Raw genomic sequence first — 16,965 nt, 5'->3', positions numbered from 1 at the left:
GATCTCATGGCCCCCGGCGCACGGGTGGGGCAGGCCGGGGGTCGGGCCTGCCCCACCCAAGGGCTCGGTGGCTCAGTCGGTCATGCCACCTTGACCAGCTTCCAGCGCTGGTTGTTGCTGCCGTTGGTGTACCACTGGTCGATGGGGGTGTTGTCGGTGGTCCCACCCTTGTACACGTCCACCTTGTACCCGTTCGACCGGGACTCGATGGTGTAGCTGCCGCTGTCGCCCGGGGCGATCAGCCACTGCTGGCTGACGCTCCCGCTGGGGGTCTTCAGCTGCAACTGGGTGCCGGGCCAGGTGGAAGCCGCGTTGATGTCGAGGGACTTGCCGCTGGTGACACCCGTGATGGTGAGGTAGCCGCCGCTGGTGTAGGCCAGTTTCCACTGCTGGCTGCCGCTGTTCGCGTCGGTCTTCTGAACGACGGGCGTGCCGTCGCCGGTTCCACCGTTGTAGGCGGTGAGCACCTTGCCGGTGCCGGCGCTGATGATCTTGTAGGTGCCGGACAGGTCGCTGACCGGCTCGTGGGTGACGGAGAAGTTGGAGTATTCGACGGGGTAGTAGCCGGCGGTGCCCAGGCCGGCCAGGCCCGCACCGTAGCTCGTGTCGGTGACCGTGCCGACGGTGTTTCCGTCGATCTTGGCGATGATCGTGCTGCCCCGGAAGGTCAGCGACAGGTTGTGCCAGGTGCCCGTGCCGGGAGCGGTGACGGTACCGCTGGCAAGGGTGGTCCAGTTCCACGCTTTGTTGCCGGCGGTGTCGGTCTTCAACAGCGACCAGGATCCGGTGTCGGACAGGCGCAGGTGGTAGGCGTTCATCCCCCCGGCGCTGAACTTCGTCTGGGTGCCGACACGGCCGAGGAGCTCTGCGGAGCTGCTGCTCTTCTCCAGCAGTACGTCGGAGCTGACCGTGTAGTTGCTCCAGCCGACGTCGCCCATGAGGGTGTAGGGCTGGAGGGCGTTCGTGGCCGGGTACCACCAGACGATCGGCTTCTGGGGTGCGGTCTGGCGCAGGCACTGGCCGGTGCGGCCCCCGGTGCAGGGGGCGGCCTGGAACGCGCCGTTCATGGAGGCGAAGTACTTCGCCTCCTGCCCGGTGCTGTAGCCGGCGAAGGAGTCCGAGTAGGGCATGACGAGCCGGTTGCGCGCGGGCGAGGTGGCCGTTCCGGCACCCTGGCCGGTGGTGGTGGTCACGGTGTAGACGTGACCGGGGTCCAGGGTGAGGGTGTACGTGCCGTTGGTGGCGGTCAGGTCACTGTTCTGCACCATGCGCGGGGTGGCGCCGCCGGGCTGTGACAGGTCGGTGGACCACACGTGAAGGTTGCCGCCGGGCAGGCCGCCGGCGATGTCGAGGGTGACCGTCTGGGACGCGGTGGCGTCCATGGTCTCGAAGACGGTGCTCCAGGCGCTCTTGTCGGGCGCGGCGTAGCTGACGTAGCTGCCGTTGGCGCGGTCGCCGCCGAGGTAGCCGGAGGCGCTGTCGAGGTACTTCCAGCCGGGTGAGGTGAACTGCGTGGTCTGGGCGATGGACCAGGCGGTGCGGGAGACACTGTAGGCGCCGGACCACGGCTGGTTCGCGGTGACCAGGCCCTGGTCGTGGAAGTAGAGGTTCTGGTAGTCGGCGGCCAGCATGGGCCAGTTGATGTACGCGCTCATCTTGGCGTCGAGGTAGCCGCGGTTGATGGCGCGGGCGACCGGGGCCGCCCCGGTCTCGGCGTTCTCCGAGCCGTTCTCGCTGGCCCAGAGCTGCTTGCCCAGCGACTGGGCGTCGGCGGAGGAGGAGCAGGTGGTCATCGCGGACGCGTACGTGCAGGGATAGTGCGCGCCGACGATGTCCACGGCGTTGTTCAGGGCGCTGTCGGTCTTCATGGCGGTGGCGATGTTCCAGTTGGTCTCATCGCTGCCGACCAGCTTGGTCGAGGTGTAGCCGTTCGCGGCCATGGCCGACTTCAGGTTCTTGTAGAAGGAGGCGCTGTACGTCTTCTCGTTCTGGCCGCCGAGGTAGTCGATGCTCAGGCCGTGCTGCTTGGCGCAGCCCATCCAGTCGATCAGGTAGTTGATCCCGTCCGTCGAGTAGAAGTTGCCGTTCCCTATCCAGCCGGGGGCGCCCCAGGCCAGGGCGGAGAGTTTGATGTCGGGATTACGGGCCTTGGCCTGCTCCATCAACCACCACTCGTAGCCGGCGTTGCAGTCGATGTCGTCCTTCGAGTGCTCGAAGCTGGCCTCGGAGCCGTCGGTTGAGTTGGTGTCGCCGCCGATCTCGACCTTGAGGATCTGCAGGGACGCGCCGTAGCCGGGCTTGAACAGGTAGTCCAGGATCTGGTTGCGCTGGCTGGACGGGTAGTCGACCAGGAGGCGGGTGTTGCCGCCGCCGCCGCTGATCGCGCCCACGCCGTCGAAGGTGCGTCCACCGCTGGTGCCGTCCACGGTGATGGCCGTGTCGGTGGCGGCATACGCGGGCGACACTGCTCGGCCGGTCAGCAGGGCCAGTCCCATGAGCAGGGCGGCCAGGGCCGCCAACCGTCTGATGTGCCTGTCAGGCAGCCCTATGACGTCGTGCACGGGAGATCCTCCTCGGAGGGGTGTGGGGGTTGTGAGGCTTGCACCGGGGACTCGGTCCGGGTGCCTCGCGCGGGATTGCAGAGGTGGGGCGCCCCCGGTGATAGGTGCCCCGCTTCGGCGGGAAATCGTATTCCGCATTGGCGCGCAGTGTGCCCGTCTGTGATCGAAGGCGTCAAGACGTCGGTAACACGCAAGAAATGCATCTTTGGCGTGCGACGTTCCGGTGGCCCGAGGGCCCTGGGTGTGTTGGCCGGAGTGCCCCGGCGGCGCGGTCGGGCTCGAGGGCGCTTCAGGCGACGCGGATCGCCGTGCTGTCGCGCACCACGACCTGCCCGTGCATCATCAAATGCTCTGCTCCCGCACGATCCGCGAGCGCGAGGCGGACCGCCTCGGCACCTGCCTGCGCCAGCGGCAACGACACGGTCGTCAGCCGCGGTGTCACGTCGATCGCGAGCTCGATGTCGTCGAAACCGGTCACCGAGACCTCGTCCGGCACCGCCACCCCGGCAGCCCGGAAGGCGGACATCGCACCGATGGCGATGGTGTCGTTGGCGGCGATGACCGCGTGGGGCGGCTCCAGCCCCTCGGCGACCAGCCGCCGCGCCGCGTCGAACCCTCCTTGGCGGCTCACCGTGCAGTGCGAGATCCGGATGTGCCGCTCCTCGACGCCGCCGTCACGGAGACCGGTTATGAAGCCCGCGGTACGGGCCGAGACGTTCCCCTGCCCGCGCGCGCCGGCGAGGATCGTCACGTGTTGGTGCCCCGCCCCGGCGACGTAGCCGGCCAATTCCTTCGCAGGGCCGTGATTGTCGAAGCTGATGGAGTCGAACGGCATGTCGGTGTCGCCGACGATCACTACCCGGCCGCCCTCGCGTTCGTAGCCGAGCAACTCGTCGAGCAGGCGCCCGTCGAGGGCGTTCGTGTCGAGGCGGCTCGAGGTCAGAATGAGGGCACGCGGCCGCAGAGCACGCTGCAGCCGGACGGTTTCGAGCTGCCGCTCGGCGGTGCCGTGGGTCGACGAGACGGTCACGAACGCCCCGGCGTCACGCGCCCGCCGTTCCATCGCCGCGGCGACCATTCCCATCGACGGGGTCGTGAGATCGTCGCCGACGACCGCGATCGAGTCGTTCGCGCGCCGCATCGCCCGGGCCGAGGCGTCCGCGGTGTAGCGCAACGCGGCCGCGGCGGAGACGACCCGCTGCCGGTATTCCTCCGCGACCGTCCGGTCACTGCCGCCCAGCACTCGCGACGCGGTCGAAACCGACACACCGGCGGCCGCCGCCACGTCACGCAGGGTGACGGTCGGCCTGGCTGAATGGGGCATCGCGCCGTCCCTCCCGCACCACGAAAACGAGCCGCCGTCGACGCTACCCGAGGATATCCCTGCCAGGCCGGGGAGGTGTGGACGAAAGTGCCGGTGACCGACTCGGGATACGGTCGCCCGGACCGACTCGGAATACGGTCGCCGCCCGGCTGGAAGGTGGTCGCGTCGGCCCGGTTGGATTCCGCAAGGCATGTGCGGCGCAGTAAGCGCACTGGCCTACGGAGTGACCCTCGGTAGTGATTCCGCGACTTCCAGGCGCTGGGCGGCTCGGTGCACAATGTGCGGCATGGAAGAGGGAGCGGCAGCGCCTGTACGGCGTCGCGGGGAGGCCGTATCCGAGGGGCGCCAGGTGACCCTGCATGATGTGGCGCGGACAGCGGGCGTCTCACAGGCGACGGCGTCGCGGGTGCTCAACGGCAGCGTCCGCAACGTCCGGCAGGAGAACGTCGACCGTGTGCTCACCGCGGCCGCGGAACTGGACTACGCGCCGCACCTGTCCGCCCAGGCGATCGCGCGGGGTTCGACGAACATCGCCGCGCTGGTCGTCAGCGGTGTCGACGACCCGTACTTCTCCTCCATCGCGGCAGGTGTGACGCAGGCAGCCGAGGCCGCCGGACTCATCGTGACCATGGCGGTCGCGGACCGCTCCCCGGAGCGGGAACTCCAGATCGTCGGGACGCTGCGCGGCATGCGCCCCCGCGTCATCGTCATGACCGGCAGCCGCGTCGACGGCACCGATGCCCGCGACGCACTCGTCGAGGAACTCCACGCCTACCGGGAAGCGGGCGGCAGCGTAGTCCTGATCAGCCAGCACGACCTGCCGTTCCACACCGTCAGCATCGACAACTACGGTGGAGCGCGGCAGCTTGCCCGCGCGTCGGTAGGGCTCGGCTACCGGCGGTTCGCGGTGGTCCGGGCGGGGACCGGCCTCAGGACGTCCCGTGACCGGTGCAGCGGTTTCGTGGAGGGCGTGCGCGAGTTCGGCATCGGCGTCGACGAGCGGCTGGTGGTCGAAGCCGAGTTCAGTCGCCGAGGGGGGTGTGCGGCGGCCAGGGAGCTCGTCCGGCGGGGACTGGACGGCACGGAACTCGTCTTCGCGGTGAGCGACGTCATGGCGATCGGTGTGATGACCGCATTCCGCGACGCCGGGCTTGTCCCTGGCCGGGACATCGCCGTCGCCGGCTTCGACGACATCGGCCCGGCGGTGGACGTCGTCCCGGAGCTGACGTCCGTGAACGTTCCTCTGCAGCAGGTCGGGCTCCGTGCGATGGAGCTCGCGCTCTCCGACGATGACGCCCCGCGGATCGTACCGGTCGCCACGAACGTCGTTGTGCGGGCAAGCACACCCCCTCGATGACGGTGCCGGCTGATCGCGTGGTGAGCGTCGGCTGTCCGGCCCCGAGCTGCTCCGCGGCCCGCCCGACGCCCTCGTGGCGGGCGAGGTTCTTCCGGCCTGCCGAGCGCGCCGTAGCCGATGAGCACGGTGCCGTCCTCGGGAGAAGCTCTGCTCAGATCAGAGCAAATTGTCGAGCCGAGCCGGGCGGCGGACCATGACCGGGCCCGGAGCGGGCTCACGGCGGTAGCCGCGAGCGAGTCGCAGTTCGGGGAAGCGCAGTTCGGGGAAGCGCTCAAGCAACTGTTCCAGGACGACGCGGGACTCCACCGGGCCAGCGGTGCGCCGAGGCAGGTGTGGAGGGCGTAGCCGAAGGTCAACCAGCGCCTGAGACGAGCGCAGCGCCGTGTGGTCGGGCAGGTCCAACGTGGTGATTATTGCCGCTGACAGGTCGGCTTTCGTGCCACCGCTTTCCAGGGCGAAGTTGTCGACGGACGAGTACGCCTTGTGGTCGGTCTGGAGCAGGGCCGGGCAATCCCATGGTGGACACACTGTTCTCGATCGCCGTGGTGCTCGGCGTACCCGTGACCCGGCTGGTGGCCGAGTTGTCGGCGGCGAACCCCAGTCCGCGCTCGGCCATCTCCGAGCGGATCCCAGCGATGCGTTGACCGACGGTCGCGGAGCGTAGGAGAGGTTGTTCTCGACTGCCCGTTGAACGCTTGGCGTTCTGTGCCGGGGCGTGCGTCTGGCGGCCTGCTGTTCTGGGGCCAGCCCCGCCGGGCGCGGGCGCGGCCCCAGCCACGTGGTTCAGGAAGCGGTGTCGTGTGCCTCGCCGAGGCGGAGGAGTGCGGTGAAGCGGGCTTCGGCCCGGTCGATCTCACCGAGCTGAGTGAGGATCGATATGGGGGTGGAGTCACCGACCACCTTCTGCATCAGTGGGGTGCGGTCCAGGATCGCGTCCCGGATCGGTTGCAGAGCGCGCGGCGCGTGATGGAAGACCTGCCCGAGGGTGTAGGCGTGCTGGGACTGCCGGGCGGTGTGCGGCTTGCGGGGGGCCTCGAAGGCGTCGAGTGCCTGGCGGACAGCGGCGTAGTCGCCCAGGTCCACCCCTGCGAGGCGGCGGCCGATGAAGTAGCCGTCCTCGGTGGCCATACCGGCGCCGTACCCAGCGTACGGGGAGGTGGGATGAGCGGCGTCGCCGACGAGGGTGGCGCGGCCCTTGGACCACTGCTTCAGCGGCTTGCGGTCGCGGATCACCCAGCGCTGAACGTGCGCGGGGTCGGTCGCGGCGATCAGCTGGGGGAGCGGACGGGCGAAGGCCTGACCGAGGCCGGTCGCGGTCGAGTGCAGGTCCCCGGTGAATTCCCGGTCTGCGTCGAACGCTTCGAGTACCCACCACTGGTGGCCGTCACGTCCCTTGTCGCGGATGGCGGTCCAACTGCCCTGCACGGTGCGGGTGTGGGAGAGGACGCACATCCCGGGCTCGGTCTCGACGCTGTCGTCGAAGGTGTAGCCGCCGAAGATGTGCAGGTTGTGCTCGCGCTTGGGGCTGTCGCCCCACAGAGTGCGGCGGACCAGGGAATCGATGCCGTCCGCGCCGATCACGAGGTCCGCCTCGTGGACCCGTCCGTCCGCGAGGCGCAGTCGCACACCGCTCTCGTCCTGCTCGACGCGCTCCACCGTGTGGTTGACCCGCAGGACTCCCTTGGGCAGCGCGTCGAGGAGCCGCTCGTACAGCTCGGGGCGCAGCAGGCCGATGAAGCCGCCGCCGTAGTCGCGGACAACCTGCTCCGGAAGGGCCGCGCGGACCCGGCGGCGCCCGCGGGCGTTGCGGAACTCGGACGTACAGGGCGCACCCAGGTCCTCGGTGTTCACGCCGAGCAGCCCGAGTGCCTTGATGGGGGGCGGCCACAGGTTGAGGATGTTGCCGGCGGGTCTGGCGTGCGGGTAGCGCTCGAACAGCACGACGTCGTGGCCGGCCTGGTGGACGGAGAGTGCGGCGGCCATGCCACCGGGTCCGGCACCGATCACGGCGACGCGGCCGCGCTGGGCGGGAAGTTTCTTCATGGTGGGTTCCTCAACCTTGGTCGTCGTTGACCTGCCTCAAGCCGCGGTGTGCAGTTTCGCGGCGGTGGCGGCGGTGATGTCGTGGTGGGTGACGCCGGGGGCGGTTTCGACGAGGAGCAGGCCGTCGTCGGTGATGTCGATGACGCCCAGGTCGGTGATGACGCGGTGGACGCATGCCTGGCCCGTGAGGGGCAGAGTGCACTCGTCAAGGATCTTGGGACTGCCGTCCTTGGCGGTGTGATCCATGAGGACGATGACGCGGCGGGCGCCGTGGACGAGGTCCATGGCACCACCCATGCCTTTGATCATCTTTCCGGGGATCATCCAGTTGGCGAGGTCGCCGGTCGCGGAGACCTGCATGGCACCGAGCACGGCGGTGTCGATGTGGCCGCCGCGGATCATTCCGAAGGACAGGGCGGAGTCGAAGAAGGCCGCTCCCGGGAGCACCGTGACGGTTTCCTTGCCGGCGTTGATGAGGTCGGGGTCGACGTCGCCTTCAGTGGGGTAGGGCCCGGTGCCGAGGATCCCGTTCTCGGAGTGGAGGACGACATGGACGCCCGGCGGGAGGTGTCCGGGTATGAGGGTGGGCAGGCCGATGCCGAGGTTGACGTAGGAGCCGTCGGTGAGTTCGGCGGCGGCGCGGGCGGCCATCTGGTCGCGGGTCCAGGGCATCAGCTGTGCACCGTCTCTCGTGCCTGGGGCGCGGAGATCGTACGCCGTTCGATCGGTTTGTCGGCGGCTTGCGCGGGCGTGAGGGCGAGGACCCGCTGGACGAAGACGCCGGGCAGATGGATCGCGCCCGGGGGCAGCTCGCCGGGTTCTACGAGTTCCTCGACCTCGGCGATCGTGATGCGGCCGGCCATGGCGGCCAGCGGGTTGAAGTTGGCGGCGGCCTTGTTGAAGACCAGGTTGCCGTGCGTGTCGCCGCGCCAGGCGCGGACGAGGGCGTAGTCGGTGGTGATGCCGTGTTCGAGGACATGCGCGCGGCCGCCGAAGGAGCGCTTCTCCTTGGCGGGGGAAGCGAGGGCGATGCCGCCGTCCGCCGCGTAACGCCAGGGCAGGCCGCCGTCAGCGACCTGGGTGCCCACGCCTGCCGGTGTGTAGAAGGCCGGGATGCCGGCCCCGCCGGCCCGTAGCCGCTCGGCCAGGGTGCCCTGCGGTACGAGTTCGACCTCCAGCTCGCCGCTGAGGTACTGGCGGGCGAACTCCTTGTTCTCGCCGACGTAACTGCCGGTCACACGGCTGATACGGCCGGCGGCCAGCAGGAGGCCGAGTCCCTGGCCGTCTACGCCGCAGTTGTTGGAGACGACCTTCAGACCGGTGGCGCCCTGGGCGTGCAGGGCGTCGATGAGGGCGGCCGGTATGCCGGACAGACCGAAGCCACCAACGGCGAGCGAGGCCCCGTCGCAGATGTCGGCGACCGCCTCGGCGGCGCTCGCGCTGACCTTGTTCACGTGCGGGTCCTTTCGGCCGGAGGCCGGTCGGGTCAAACGGGGGAGCCGGGCAGCACCGTCGACCAGTCGCGGACGAGACCGGCGCCGGTGATGTACGAGGTCTCGTCGGTGGCGAGGAGGACGACGGCGTTGAGCACCTCGTCAGGGAGGCCGGCCCGGCGGAGTGAGATGTGGCGGCGCCTCGACCGTGCCCTGCCGCGCGCGGTCCCGGTGACGACGCCCCTGTCGGGCGGCCTGCTCTCCGCCGCGCGGTTCACGGGCGCGTTCGGGAGCGTCTACGGGCGCGAGGGACGGCCACCGGTTCGGCACCGGGTACCACGGTGTTGGAGACGGTGCCGATGCCCTCGACGGTGAGGGTGACGGTGTCGCCGGGCTTGAGCGGCGGCGGGTCCTGGCGGCCGCGTACGCCCCAGAGTTCGGCGAGGCAGCCGCCGTTGCCGCAGGTGCCGGAGCCGAGTACGTCGCCGGGGCGTACCCAGGTGCCGCGGGAGGCGTATGCGGTCATCTCCTCGAAGGTCCAGCTCATGTTGGACAGCAGGTCCTTGCCGACGACCTCGCCGTTGATCTCGGCGGTCAGCGCCAGGCGCAGGAATCCGTCGCTGTCGCGGTAGGGCTCCAGCTCGTCCGCGGTGACGAGGTGGGGGCCGAGGGTGGTGGCGGTGTCCTTGCCCTTGCAGGGGCCGAGGCTGACCTGCATCTCGCGGGACTGGAGGTCGCGTGCGGACCAGTCGTTGTAGAGGGTGTAGCCGATGATGTGGTCGCGGGCCTGCTCGGGGGTGAGGTCCCGGCCTTCGCGGCCGATGACCGCGGCGACTTCGAGTTCGAAGTCCAGCACCTGGCTGCCGGGCGGCACGGGGACGTCGTCGTGAGCGCCGATGACGGCGTAGGGGTTGGTGAAGTAGAAGGTGGGCGCGTCGTACCAGGCGTCCGGGGCGCCCGGGACTCCGTCGATGTTTCGCCGTACGCCCTCGACGTGCTCCTCGAACGTGATGAAGTCGCGTACGGACGGCGGTTGGAGCGGCGGCAGCAATCGCACCTGGGAGACGTGCGGGCCGCGCGGCACGTCCAGGCTTGCGTTGCCCGCCTCGCGCAGTGCCTCGGGACCGGCCTGGATCAGGTCGAGAAGCGTCCCCGTGCCGGGGCAGGGGTAGAGGGTGCCGTCGTCCTCGACGGTGGCGAGACGGCTGCGACCGTGCTGTTCGTACGTAGCGAAGCGCATGGCATTCCTAGGGAGCTGGGTGGGTTGACACAGGCCGGGGGCGCGGCGGCCTGGCAGGGCGGGGGAGTGCGCCGAGCCCCCGGCGTCAAGGGGTCAGACCGGCGGAGCGACGAAGACGCCGCGGTCGACGTCGTTGAGCATTTCCTTGGCGACCATCTCGTTCATCGGGTTGGACGTGCCCCACTGGTCGGCGTTCTCGGGCTTCGTCAGGTCGTAGACGTGCGGGTGCCAGGTGTCCTCGTCCAGCTTTTCGAGCTCGGTGGTGTACTCCACGGTGTTGCCGTGCGGGTCGAGGAAGTACGTGAAGGTGTTGTCGCCCGCCATGTGCCGCCCCGGGCCCCAGATCTTGCGGGCGCCGGAGCGCATCACGCGGCCGGAGCCGCGCATGTACTCGTCGATGCCGCGCATCTCGAAGGAGAGGTGCTGCAGGGAGGTGTGCGGACCCCTGGCGATGGCCATGGAGTGGTGCTGGTTGCTGATCCGCATGAAGTGCATGACCTCGCCCATGTGCGGCAAGGCCATCGTGTCGGACAGCCGGAAGTCGAGGTGCTGCTCGTACCAGGTGCGGGTGGCGTTGAGGTCGGGGGAGTTCAGGACGACGTGCGAGAGACGGACCGGGATGGACTCCTTCTCCTCGATACGACGGTGCCGGCGCGCCTCGACGTCGGCCGAGACCTCGATGGTGCGGCCGTCGATGTCGAAGAAGCGGAAGCCGTAGCCGCCGCCGGGGGTGTCGACCTGGCCCGGCTGGGAGATCAACTGCACTCCCCCTGCGAGGAGTTGCTCGGCGAGCGTGTCCACGTCGGCGGGGTTCGCCGCGCCGTAGGAGATGAGGTCGAGGCGCTTCTCCTCGGCCTTGCGCAGCCGGACGATGTACTGCTCGGGGGAGCCCTCGGCGGCCAGGAAGGAGATGCCGGAGTCTTCGGCGACCTTGGTCAGGCCCCAGACGCCGGCGTAGAAGTCGAGCTGCTTGTCGTAGTCCGGCACGGCCAGGTCGACGTGCCGCAGGTGGGTGAGCAGACGTGTGCTCATGGTGGGGGTTCTCCTCTGTGCGGTTCGGACGGTTCAGACGGTTCGGACGCTTCAGACAAGGCGGAGCAGCGCTGCCGCGTTGCCGCCGCGTACGGCGTGGAAGTGGGGGGCGGGCAGGTCCGTGACGTCGCGCAGCGCGCCGAGCGGGTCCTCGGTGCCCATGTCGAAGGGGAAGTCCGAGCCGAGCAGCACCCGGTCGGGGCCGGCCACCCGGATCAGCTCGCGCAGCACGTCCGGGTCGTGGACGAGGGAGTCGAAGTACAGCTGCTTGAGGTAGCTGCTGGGCGGGTGCGCGCAGCCGCGGGTGTCGGTGCGGGCGAGCCAGGCGTGGTCGGAGCGGCCGATGTGGGTGGGCAGATAGCCGCCGCCGTGGGCGGCGACGATGCGCAACCCCGGGTGCCGGTCCAGGACTCCGGAGAAGATCAGATGGGACAGGGCGACGGCGTTCTCGGTCGGCTGGCCGACGGTGTTGGACAGGTACCACCGGTTGAGGCGTTCGTCGAGCGTGCAGCCGAAGGGGTGCAGGAAGAGGATCGCGCCGGTTTCCTCGGCCCGTGTCCAGAACGGCTCGTACGCGGGGTCCGACAGTTCGAGTCCCGGTGCGTGGCTGGAGATCTCGACACCGCGCAGGCCCAGGCCGAGGGCGTGTTCGAGGGCTTCGACGGCGAGGTCCGGGTGCTGGAGCGGGACGAGGCCGAGGCCGTGCAGCCGCTGCGGGGCCTGGGCGACGTGCGCGGCGGTGCCCTCGTTGGCCAGCTCGCACACCGTACGGGCCAGGTCCTCGTCGGCCCAGTAGTGGTAGTGCGAGGGAGAGGGCGAGACCAGCTGGACGTCGATCCCGGAGGCGTCCATCGCGGCGAGCCGGGCCTTGACGTCGGTCAGTTTCGGGAAGCGGTCGCGGAACATCGGGCCGCTGACGGCGTTGGCTTCGGGGCCGTTGCGGCGGGCGTCGAGATCGCGGGCCGCGGCCAGCCCGGGGTGTCCGGCGACGGCGTCCTCGACCTGAGGGAGCAGGACGTGCGCGTGGACGTCGATCGTGGGTGCGCCGTTCCGGGGACTCACGGGGTTCACGGGGTCTCCTGCAGGGCGGACATCGTGCGGCTCATCAGACCGGGTGCGTCGGCGTCACGGGCGCCGTCCAGCTGCCACTGACCGAGTTGCACGGATGCTTCGACCACCATGCGGACGCGGTCGATCCGGCGTTCGTAGAAGCCGGTCAGCAGGGCGTCGAGGGAACTCCAGTCCTGCTCCTCGCTCAGCATCTCGGCCAGTACCAAGGCGTCCTCCAGCGACATGGCCGCGCCCTGGGCGAGCGTGGGGGGACAGACGTGGGCCGCGTCACCGATCAGGACGACCCGGCCGCGGTGCCAGGAGCCCTCGACGAGCAGCCGGTCGAACCAGGTGTAGTTGACCTTGGCGGGGTCGGTGATGCTCGCGGCGATCTCCGGCCACGCACCCCCGTAGGGCGCGGCCAGCCGCCGCATCTCGTCCGCGTACGCGGCCGGGTCGATGCAGGCGCGGTCGCGGTTGGCCTCGACGAGGTAGGCGTAGATGGTGTTCTTGCTGGTGGGGCAGTAGCCGGCGATGTAGCACGGTCCGCCGTAGGCCAGGGTCATGCGCTCCACGCTCTCGGGGCGGGGCGCGGGGACGCGCCAGATGGCCATGCCGGTCGGTTCGGGCTTGTCGCTGATGCCGATCATCGCGCGCGTACGGGAGCTGACGCCGTCGGCGGCGATGACGAGGTCGTAGCGGCCCTCGGTGCCGTCGCTGAACCGGGCGGTGACGCCGGACGCGTCCTGGACCAGTTCCTCGGCGGTGGTGCCGAGGCGTACCGTCGCGCCGCTCTCGAGGACGGCCTCACACAGAATCTCCTGGAGCCGGGGCCGCTGCATGCCGAAGATCGAGGGCAGGTCTTCCCCACCGGTGCGGAAGTCCTGCTGGACGTGGAACACGGTCCCGTCGGGCGCGGCCATGCCGATGGCGTCGACGGCGCTGCCGCTCTCCCGGACCTTGTCCCACACGCCGACTTCGCGCAGCACGCGCAGCGCGTTGCCCTGGAGGGTGATGCCGGAGCCGAGCACGTTCCAGTCGTGCTTGGCCTCGATCAGTTCCACAGCGATGCCCGCCCGCTGCAGCAGCACGGTCACGGCGTTGCCGGACGCGCCGCCGCCTATGACGAGGACGGTGCGGGGGTCCTTCATGGGTTCTCCCGTAGATAGTGCCGCGCGAGTTCGAGCGGCAAGGGGGGTGTTGCGGGCCGGGCGGTCGAGGGTGGCGTAGCCGTCCGGGCGCGGCCCGCCCGGCAGCCCAGGGCGTTACTTGACGGCGATGGGATTCACCGGTGAGCCGACGGACCCGGTGATGGGCAGTGGCGCGGCGGTGAGCCAGAACTCGTACCGGCCGTCGGCGGCGCAATGTGCGGCGAGGGCGTCGAGGTCCCACATCTCACCGATGAGCAGACCGATGTGGGGGATGGCGACCTGGTGCAGCGGCTGGAAGGCGTGGTCGAACTCGTTGGGCCGCACCTCGAAGCCCCAGGTGTCGGTGGCGATCCCGGCGATCTCGCTCCGGTGCAGCCAGCCGGCCGTACTGAAGCTCAGCCCCGGCGCCGGTCCGCCCGCGTAGTCGCCCCAGCCTTCGTGACGGGCGCGGGCCAGCCGCCCGGTGCGCACGAGGACCAGGTCGCCACGACCGACGGTCACACCGTGCGAGGCGGCGGTTGAGGTCAGGTGCTCCTCGGTGATGGCGAAGCCGTCGGGCAGTTCGCCGTCCTGGCCGATGACCAGGCCCACGTCGAGGAGGACGCCCCGCCCGGCGACGTGCGAAGCCATGTGCTCGATACCGGTGACCAGATCGCCTTCGGAGGTGACGACCTTCTCCGCCGAGCGGCCGTTCCACGCCTTGCCGTGATCGAAGATGTGCCCGAGCCCGTCCCACTGGGTGGAGCACTGCAAGGGCATGGCGATCACGTCGTCGGCGCCACCGAAACCGTGCGGAAAGCCCTGGCCACCCAGAGCGGCGTCGGTGCCGGTGGCGAGCATCGTGTGCACCGGGTTCGTACGCCGCCGCCAGCCTTTCTGCGGGCCGTCCATGTCGAAGCTCTGTGACAAGGAGAAGCTGACGCCGTCGCGGATCAGGGCCGCGCCCTCGCGGCGCTTGGCCTCGTCGAGGAAGTTGAGCGTGCCGAGCACGTCGTCCTCGCCCCAGCGGCCCCAGTTCGAGTACGCCTTCGCGGCCTCGGCGATCGCCGCCTCGGGATCCGTACGGTCGATACGGGCGGGGCTCATTGCTCTTTCTCCGCGACACAGCGGGTGCGCTGGGCGCCGAGCCCGGTGACCGAGCCGTCCATCACGTCGCCGTCGCGCAGCAGCCGGCCCCAGTGGATGCCGTTGCCGGCCGGGCTGCCGGTGAGGACCAGGTCGCCGGGGAGCAGCCGGGCGGTCTGGGAGATGTACGAGACCAACCGTGCGACGCCGAAGATCATGTCCTTGGTGGACTCGTCCTGCATGGTCTTGCCGTTGAGTTTCAGGGTGACCTGCAGGTCGGAGGGGTCGGCGATGGAGTCGGCCGGGACGATCCACGGGCCGAGCGGGGTGAAGCCGGGGGCGTTCTTGCTGCGCAGCCAGTCGGTGCCGATCGGGGGCATGTCCCGGCGGAAGACGGTCGCGCGGTCGGTGAGGTCGTTGGCGATGGTGTAGCCCGCGACGTACTCCAGCGCCTCGTCCACGGTGACCTGGTAGGCGGGGCGGGAGATCACCGCGGCCAGTTCCAGCTCCCAGTCGGGCTTCTCGGCCCAGGTGGGAAGTACCACGTCGTCATAGGGGCCGCTGATCGTGGTCGGCAGGCCGATGAAGACGTACGGGAGGTCATCGGCGGCCCGCCTGTCCATGACCGCCGCGACCTCGGCGCGGGCTTCTTCGACGGTGCCCGGGGCGTCCGGGGCGCGGTGTGCGACCGCCAGGTCGATCACGTGCTGCCGGTAGTTGGCGCCCGACTGGAAGATCTGCCGGGGCTCGACGGGCGCCTGCACCCGCAGGTCATCGAGCGACAGCCATGCGCCGGCCGGATCCGCCGCGAGAGCGTGCAGGCGGGGCAACGTCTCGTCCCAGCGCTCCAGGAGCGAAAGGGTCGTCAGCGCGGGTTCACCCAGTGCCGTGCGCAGGTCGAGCACCCGGCCGTCCGGCGCCACGAGGCCGGGGAACGCGGCTCCGCCCGAGGCGGAGAGAGTGCCGATGGCGAAAGGGCCCGAGAAGGGCGCGAATGGTGCCGACGCGGCTGCGGATTTCACGGAGATGTCCTCCCGATTGCGGTCCCACTAATCTGGCCCGTAGATTGCAATCAGGGAAATCGATTTCCTGTATACGAGAATCCAGCCGGTGAATACCGATGGTGCCGGCTCCGGAATTGGGATGCTTCGTGAACTTGGCCAGCCTGGACCTCAACCTCGTCGTTGCCCTGCGCGCCCTCCTGCAGGAGCGCAACGTCACCAGGGCCGGCCAGCGCATCGGACTCAGTCAACCCGCGATGAGCGCGGCCCTGGCCCGGCTGCGCCGCCACTTCGACGACGACCTGCTCGCCCGGGTGGGCGGAGGGTACGAACTGACCGCCCTCGGACAGTCCCTCCTCGACCGAACCACCACCGCATGCGACCTGTTGGAGCGCGTCTTCGCCAGTCAGGCCGAATTCAACCCCTCCCGCGAGGAACACGAGTTCACGCTGATCGCCTCGGACTACGCGGTTGCCGTATTCGGCACCGAACTCGCCCGCACCATCCAAGCCGAGGCACCAGGCATCCGGCTCAGGTTCAAACAGGTACCGAACGAATTCATCGACAGCACCGGGTCTCTGCTCAGCACCGTGGACGGGCTACTGCTGCCCCACGGCATCATTCGCGGCTTCCCCACGGTCGAGCTCTACCAGGACAGCTGGGTCTTCCTCGTCGCCGACGACAACCCCGAGGTCGGCGAGCAGCTCACCCTGGACGACCTGGCCCGACTGCCATGGGTGACGTACCAACGAGCCTACGACGCCCCCGCCGCCCGCCAGATTGCCATGCTCGGCATCGAGCCGCGCGTGGCGGTCTCCGTCGACAGTTTCCAGCTGATGCCACTCCTGGTCGCGGGCACCCGCCGGGTAGCTCTCCTTCAGAGGCGTCTCGCCGACGAGCTGGGCGGACTCGCACCCGTCCGCATCATGGAACCGCCCTATGACGCCGTGCCGCTCCAGCAGGCCTTGTGGTGGCATCCGGTCCACATGCACGACGCGGCGCACATGTGGCTACGGGAGACGACGGCCCGGGTCGCCGAGATGATGGAGGCCGGTCGGCCCGCGAGCTCCCGTCCGCCGAAATGAGGGTGGGGCTATGCCCTGCACAGGCAGATGACACTGCCAGGCCGCAGCCGACGCCGGACGGGCGGCCGCCGCGTGGAGCCGGTTTGAGCAGTTGCTGCTGCTCTGGCCGGAGAGGTTCGCCGGCCGGTCCCGGGCCGGCGGCGACGATCGCCTGCCTGAGCTGCGTGTATCGGGGGAAGGCCCAGGCTCATCTGCGGGCCGGCTTCCGCTCGCGCCGTGGCCACGAGCGTTGCGTACGGGCCCGCGACGGTCGTGACCTTCGATCTGAATCCACGCCTGGTGGAAGGCCATTCGTGCCAGCAGACTGCTGATCTCGTCGGTGAGTTGTTGTCGTATGGCGGATGAGGACTCCGTGGGCGGCGCCGTATGCGGTACGGCATCTCCAGGTACTCCTCGACCGCCATCAAGGCCTCGGCGAAGGTCTTCGCCCGGCGTTCTCTTCGTACGGCCCGTTGGTTGAGGGCGTAGGTCAGGAAGGCACCGAAGCCAGCCACCTCCACAAGCGAGACGAACGGACGAACTACGCCCATCTCGCCTGCTACAAAGCGGAGTTCATGCCCACCCACGCCGAACCACCCGATCACGTTCGGAAATCGGATGATGGAAGACGCCGGAGGCATCGA

16 protein-coding genes are annotated in these 16,965 nt (G+C 69.6%); 3 read left to right on the top strand and 13 right to left on the bottom strand.

The window, feature by feature from the left end:
- Positions 1-80: 80 nt before the first annotated feature.
- Together AB0I98_RS28815 and AB0I98_RS28810 are read right to left on the bottom strand one after the other, a co-directional pair.
- Complete coding sequence (locus tag AB0I98_RS28815) at positions 81-2,561, bottom strand: RICIN domain-containing protein (protein ID WP_362946976.1); 2,481 nt, start codon at positions 2,559-2,561, stop codon at positions 81-83.
- A gap of 289 nt (positions 2,562-2,850) precedes the next feature.
- Positions 2,851-3,885: a LacI family DNA-binding transcriptional regulator gene (locus AB0I98_RS28810; protein ID WP_362946974.1), complete on the bottom strand. Its 1,035-nt coding sequence runs from the start codon at positions 3,883-3,885 to the stop codon at positions 2,851-2,853.
- Positions 3,886-4,234: 349 nt separating this feature from the next.
- Between AB0I98_RS28810 and AB0I98_RS28805 the strand changes: the two genes are divergently transcribed.
- Positions 4,235-5,242, top strand: a complete 1,008-nt coding sequence (locus AB0I98_RS28805) for a LacI family DNA-binding transcriptional regulator (RefSeq protein WP_362946972.1) — start codon at positions 4,235-4,237, stop codon at positions 5,240-5,242.
- Positions 5,243-5,398: 156 nt separating this feature from the next.
- Here the strand turns inward: AB0I98_RS28805 and AB0I98_RS28800 are convergent, their stop codons facing one another.
- The gene (locus AB0I98_RS28800) at positions 5,399-5,548 is read right to left on the bottom strand and encodes a hypothetical protein (RefSeq protein WP_362946969.1); all 150 of its coding nucleotides are present in this window, start codon (positions 5,546-5,548) and stop codon (positions 5,399-5,401) included.
- A gap of 209 nt (positions 5,549-5,757) precedes the next feature.
- Between AB0I98_RS28800 and AB0I98_RS28795 the strand changes: the two genes are divergently transcribed.
- Positions 5,758-5,886, top strand: a complete 129-nt coding sequence (locus AB0I98_RS28795) for a hypothetical protein (protein ID WP_362946967.1) — start codon at positions 5,758-5,760, stop codon at positions 5,884-5,886.
- A 139-nt stretch (positions 5,887-6,025) separates the two neighbouring features.
- Here AB0I98_RS28795 and AB0I98_RS28790 read toward each other — a convergent pair whose 3' ends face one another.
- The 10 genes from AB0I98_RS28790 to AB0I98_RS28745 all read right to left on the bottom strand — a co-directional run bounded on the left by AB0I98_RS28790 (position 6,026) and on the right by AB0I98_RS28745 (position 15,284).
- Entirely contained in the window at positions 6,026-7,285 is a 1,260-nt protein-coding gene (locus AB0I98_RS28790) for an NAD(P)/FAD-dependent oxidoreductase (protein WP_362946964.1), read from the bottom strand.
- 36 nt (positions 7,286-7,321) lie between these two features.
- Positions 7,322-7,957, bottom strand: a complete 636-nt coding sequence (locus tag AB0I98_RS28785) for a CoA transferase subunit B (RefSeq protein ID WP_362946961.1) — start codon at positions 7,955-7,957, stop codon at positions 7,322-7,324.
- Positions 7,957-8,739 (bottom strand): CoA transferase subunit A, encoded by a 783-nt coding sequence (locus AB0I98_RS28780; RefSeq protein ID WP_362946958.1) that lies wholly within the window; start codon positions 8,737-8,739, stop codon positions 7,957-7,959. The genes AB0I98_RS28785 and AB0I98_RS28780 overlap by 1 nt, the downstream gene beginning before the upstream one ends.
- A gap of 32 nt (positions 8,740-8,771) precedes the next feature.
- Entirely contained in the window at positions 8,772-8,996 is a 225-nt protein-coding gene (locus AB0I98_RS28775; RefSeq protein ID WP_362946956.1) for a hypothetical protein, read from the bottom strand.
- Entirely contained in the window at positions 8,993-9,958 is a 966-nt protein-coding gene (locus AB0I98_RS28770; protein ID WP_362946953.1) for a fumarylacetoacetate hydrolase family protein, read from the bottom strand. Before AB0I98_RS28770 ends, AB0I98_RS28775 begins: the two co-directional genes overlap by 4 nt.
- 93 nt (positions 9,959-10,051) lie before the next feature.
- The gene (locus AB0I98_RS28765) at positions 10,052-10,990 is read right to left on the bottom strand and encodes a VOC family protein (RefSeq protein ID WP_362946951.1); all 939 of its coding nucleotides are present in this window, start codon (positions 10,988-10,990) and stop codon (positions 10,052-10,054) included.
- A gap of 51 nt (positions 10,991-11,041) precedes the next feature.
- The gene (locus tag AB0I98_RS28760) at positions 11,042-12,061 is read right to left on the bottom strand and encodes an amidohydrolase family protein (RefSeq protein WP_362946949.1); all 1,020 of its coding nucleotides are present in this window, start codon (positions 12,059-12,061) and stop codon (positions 11,042-11,044) included.
- Positions 12,058-13,191, bottom strand: coding sequence for an FAD-dependent oxidoreductase (locus AB0I98_RS28755; RefSeq protein WP_362946946.1), 1,134 nt, complete (start codon positions 13,189-13,191; stop codon positions 12,058-12,060). Before AB0I98_RS28755 ends, AB0I98_RS28760 begins: the two co-directional genes overlap by 4 nt.
- Before the next feature lie 114 nt (positions 13,192-13,305).
- Positions 13,306-14,277, bottom strand: a complete 972-nt coding sequence (locus AB0I98_RS28750; protein WP_362946944.1) for a cyclase family protein — start codon at positions 14,275-14,277, stop codon at positions 13,306-13,308.
- On the bottom strand, positions 14,274-15,284 hold the full coding sequence (locus AB0I98_RS28745) for a fumarylacetoacetate hydrolase family protein (protein ID WP_362947035.1): 1,011 nt from the start codon (positions 15,282-15,284) through the stop codon (positions 14,274-14,276). The genes AB0I98_RS28750 and AB0I98_RS28745 overlap by 4 nt, the downstream gene beginning before the upstream one ends.
- A gap of 122 nt (positions 15,285-15,406) precedes the next feature.
- Between AB0I98_RS28745 and AB0I98_RS28740 the strand changes: the two genes are divergently transcribed.
- Positions 15,407-16,342: a LysR family transcriptional regulator gene (locus tag AB0I98_RS28740; protein WP_362946941.1), complete on the top strand. Its 936-nt coding sequence runs from the start codon at positions 15,407-15,409 to the stop codon at positions 16,340-16,342.
- Positions 16,343-16,965 lie beyond the last annotated feature (623 nt).

It is taken from the genome of Streptomyces sp. NPDC050211 (assembly GCF_040656035.1).
GTDB lineage: Bacteria > Actinomycetota > Actinomycetes > Streptomycetales > Streptomycetaceae > Streptomyces.
The sequence above is the reverse complement of the archived record's forward strand: the minus strand, read 5'-3'. Positions and strand labels throughout refer to the sequence as shown.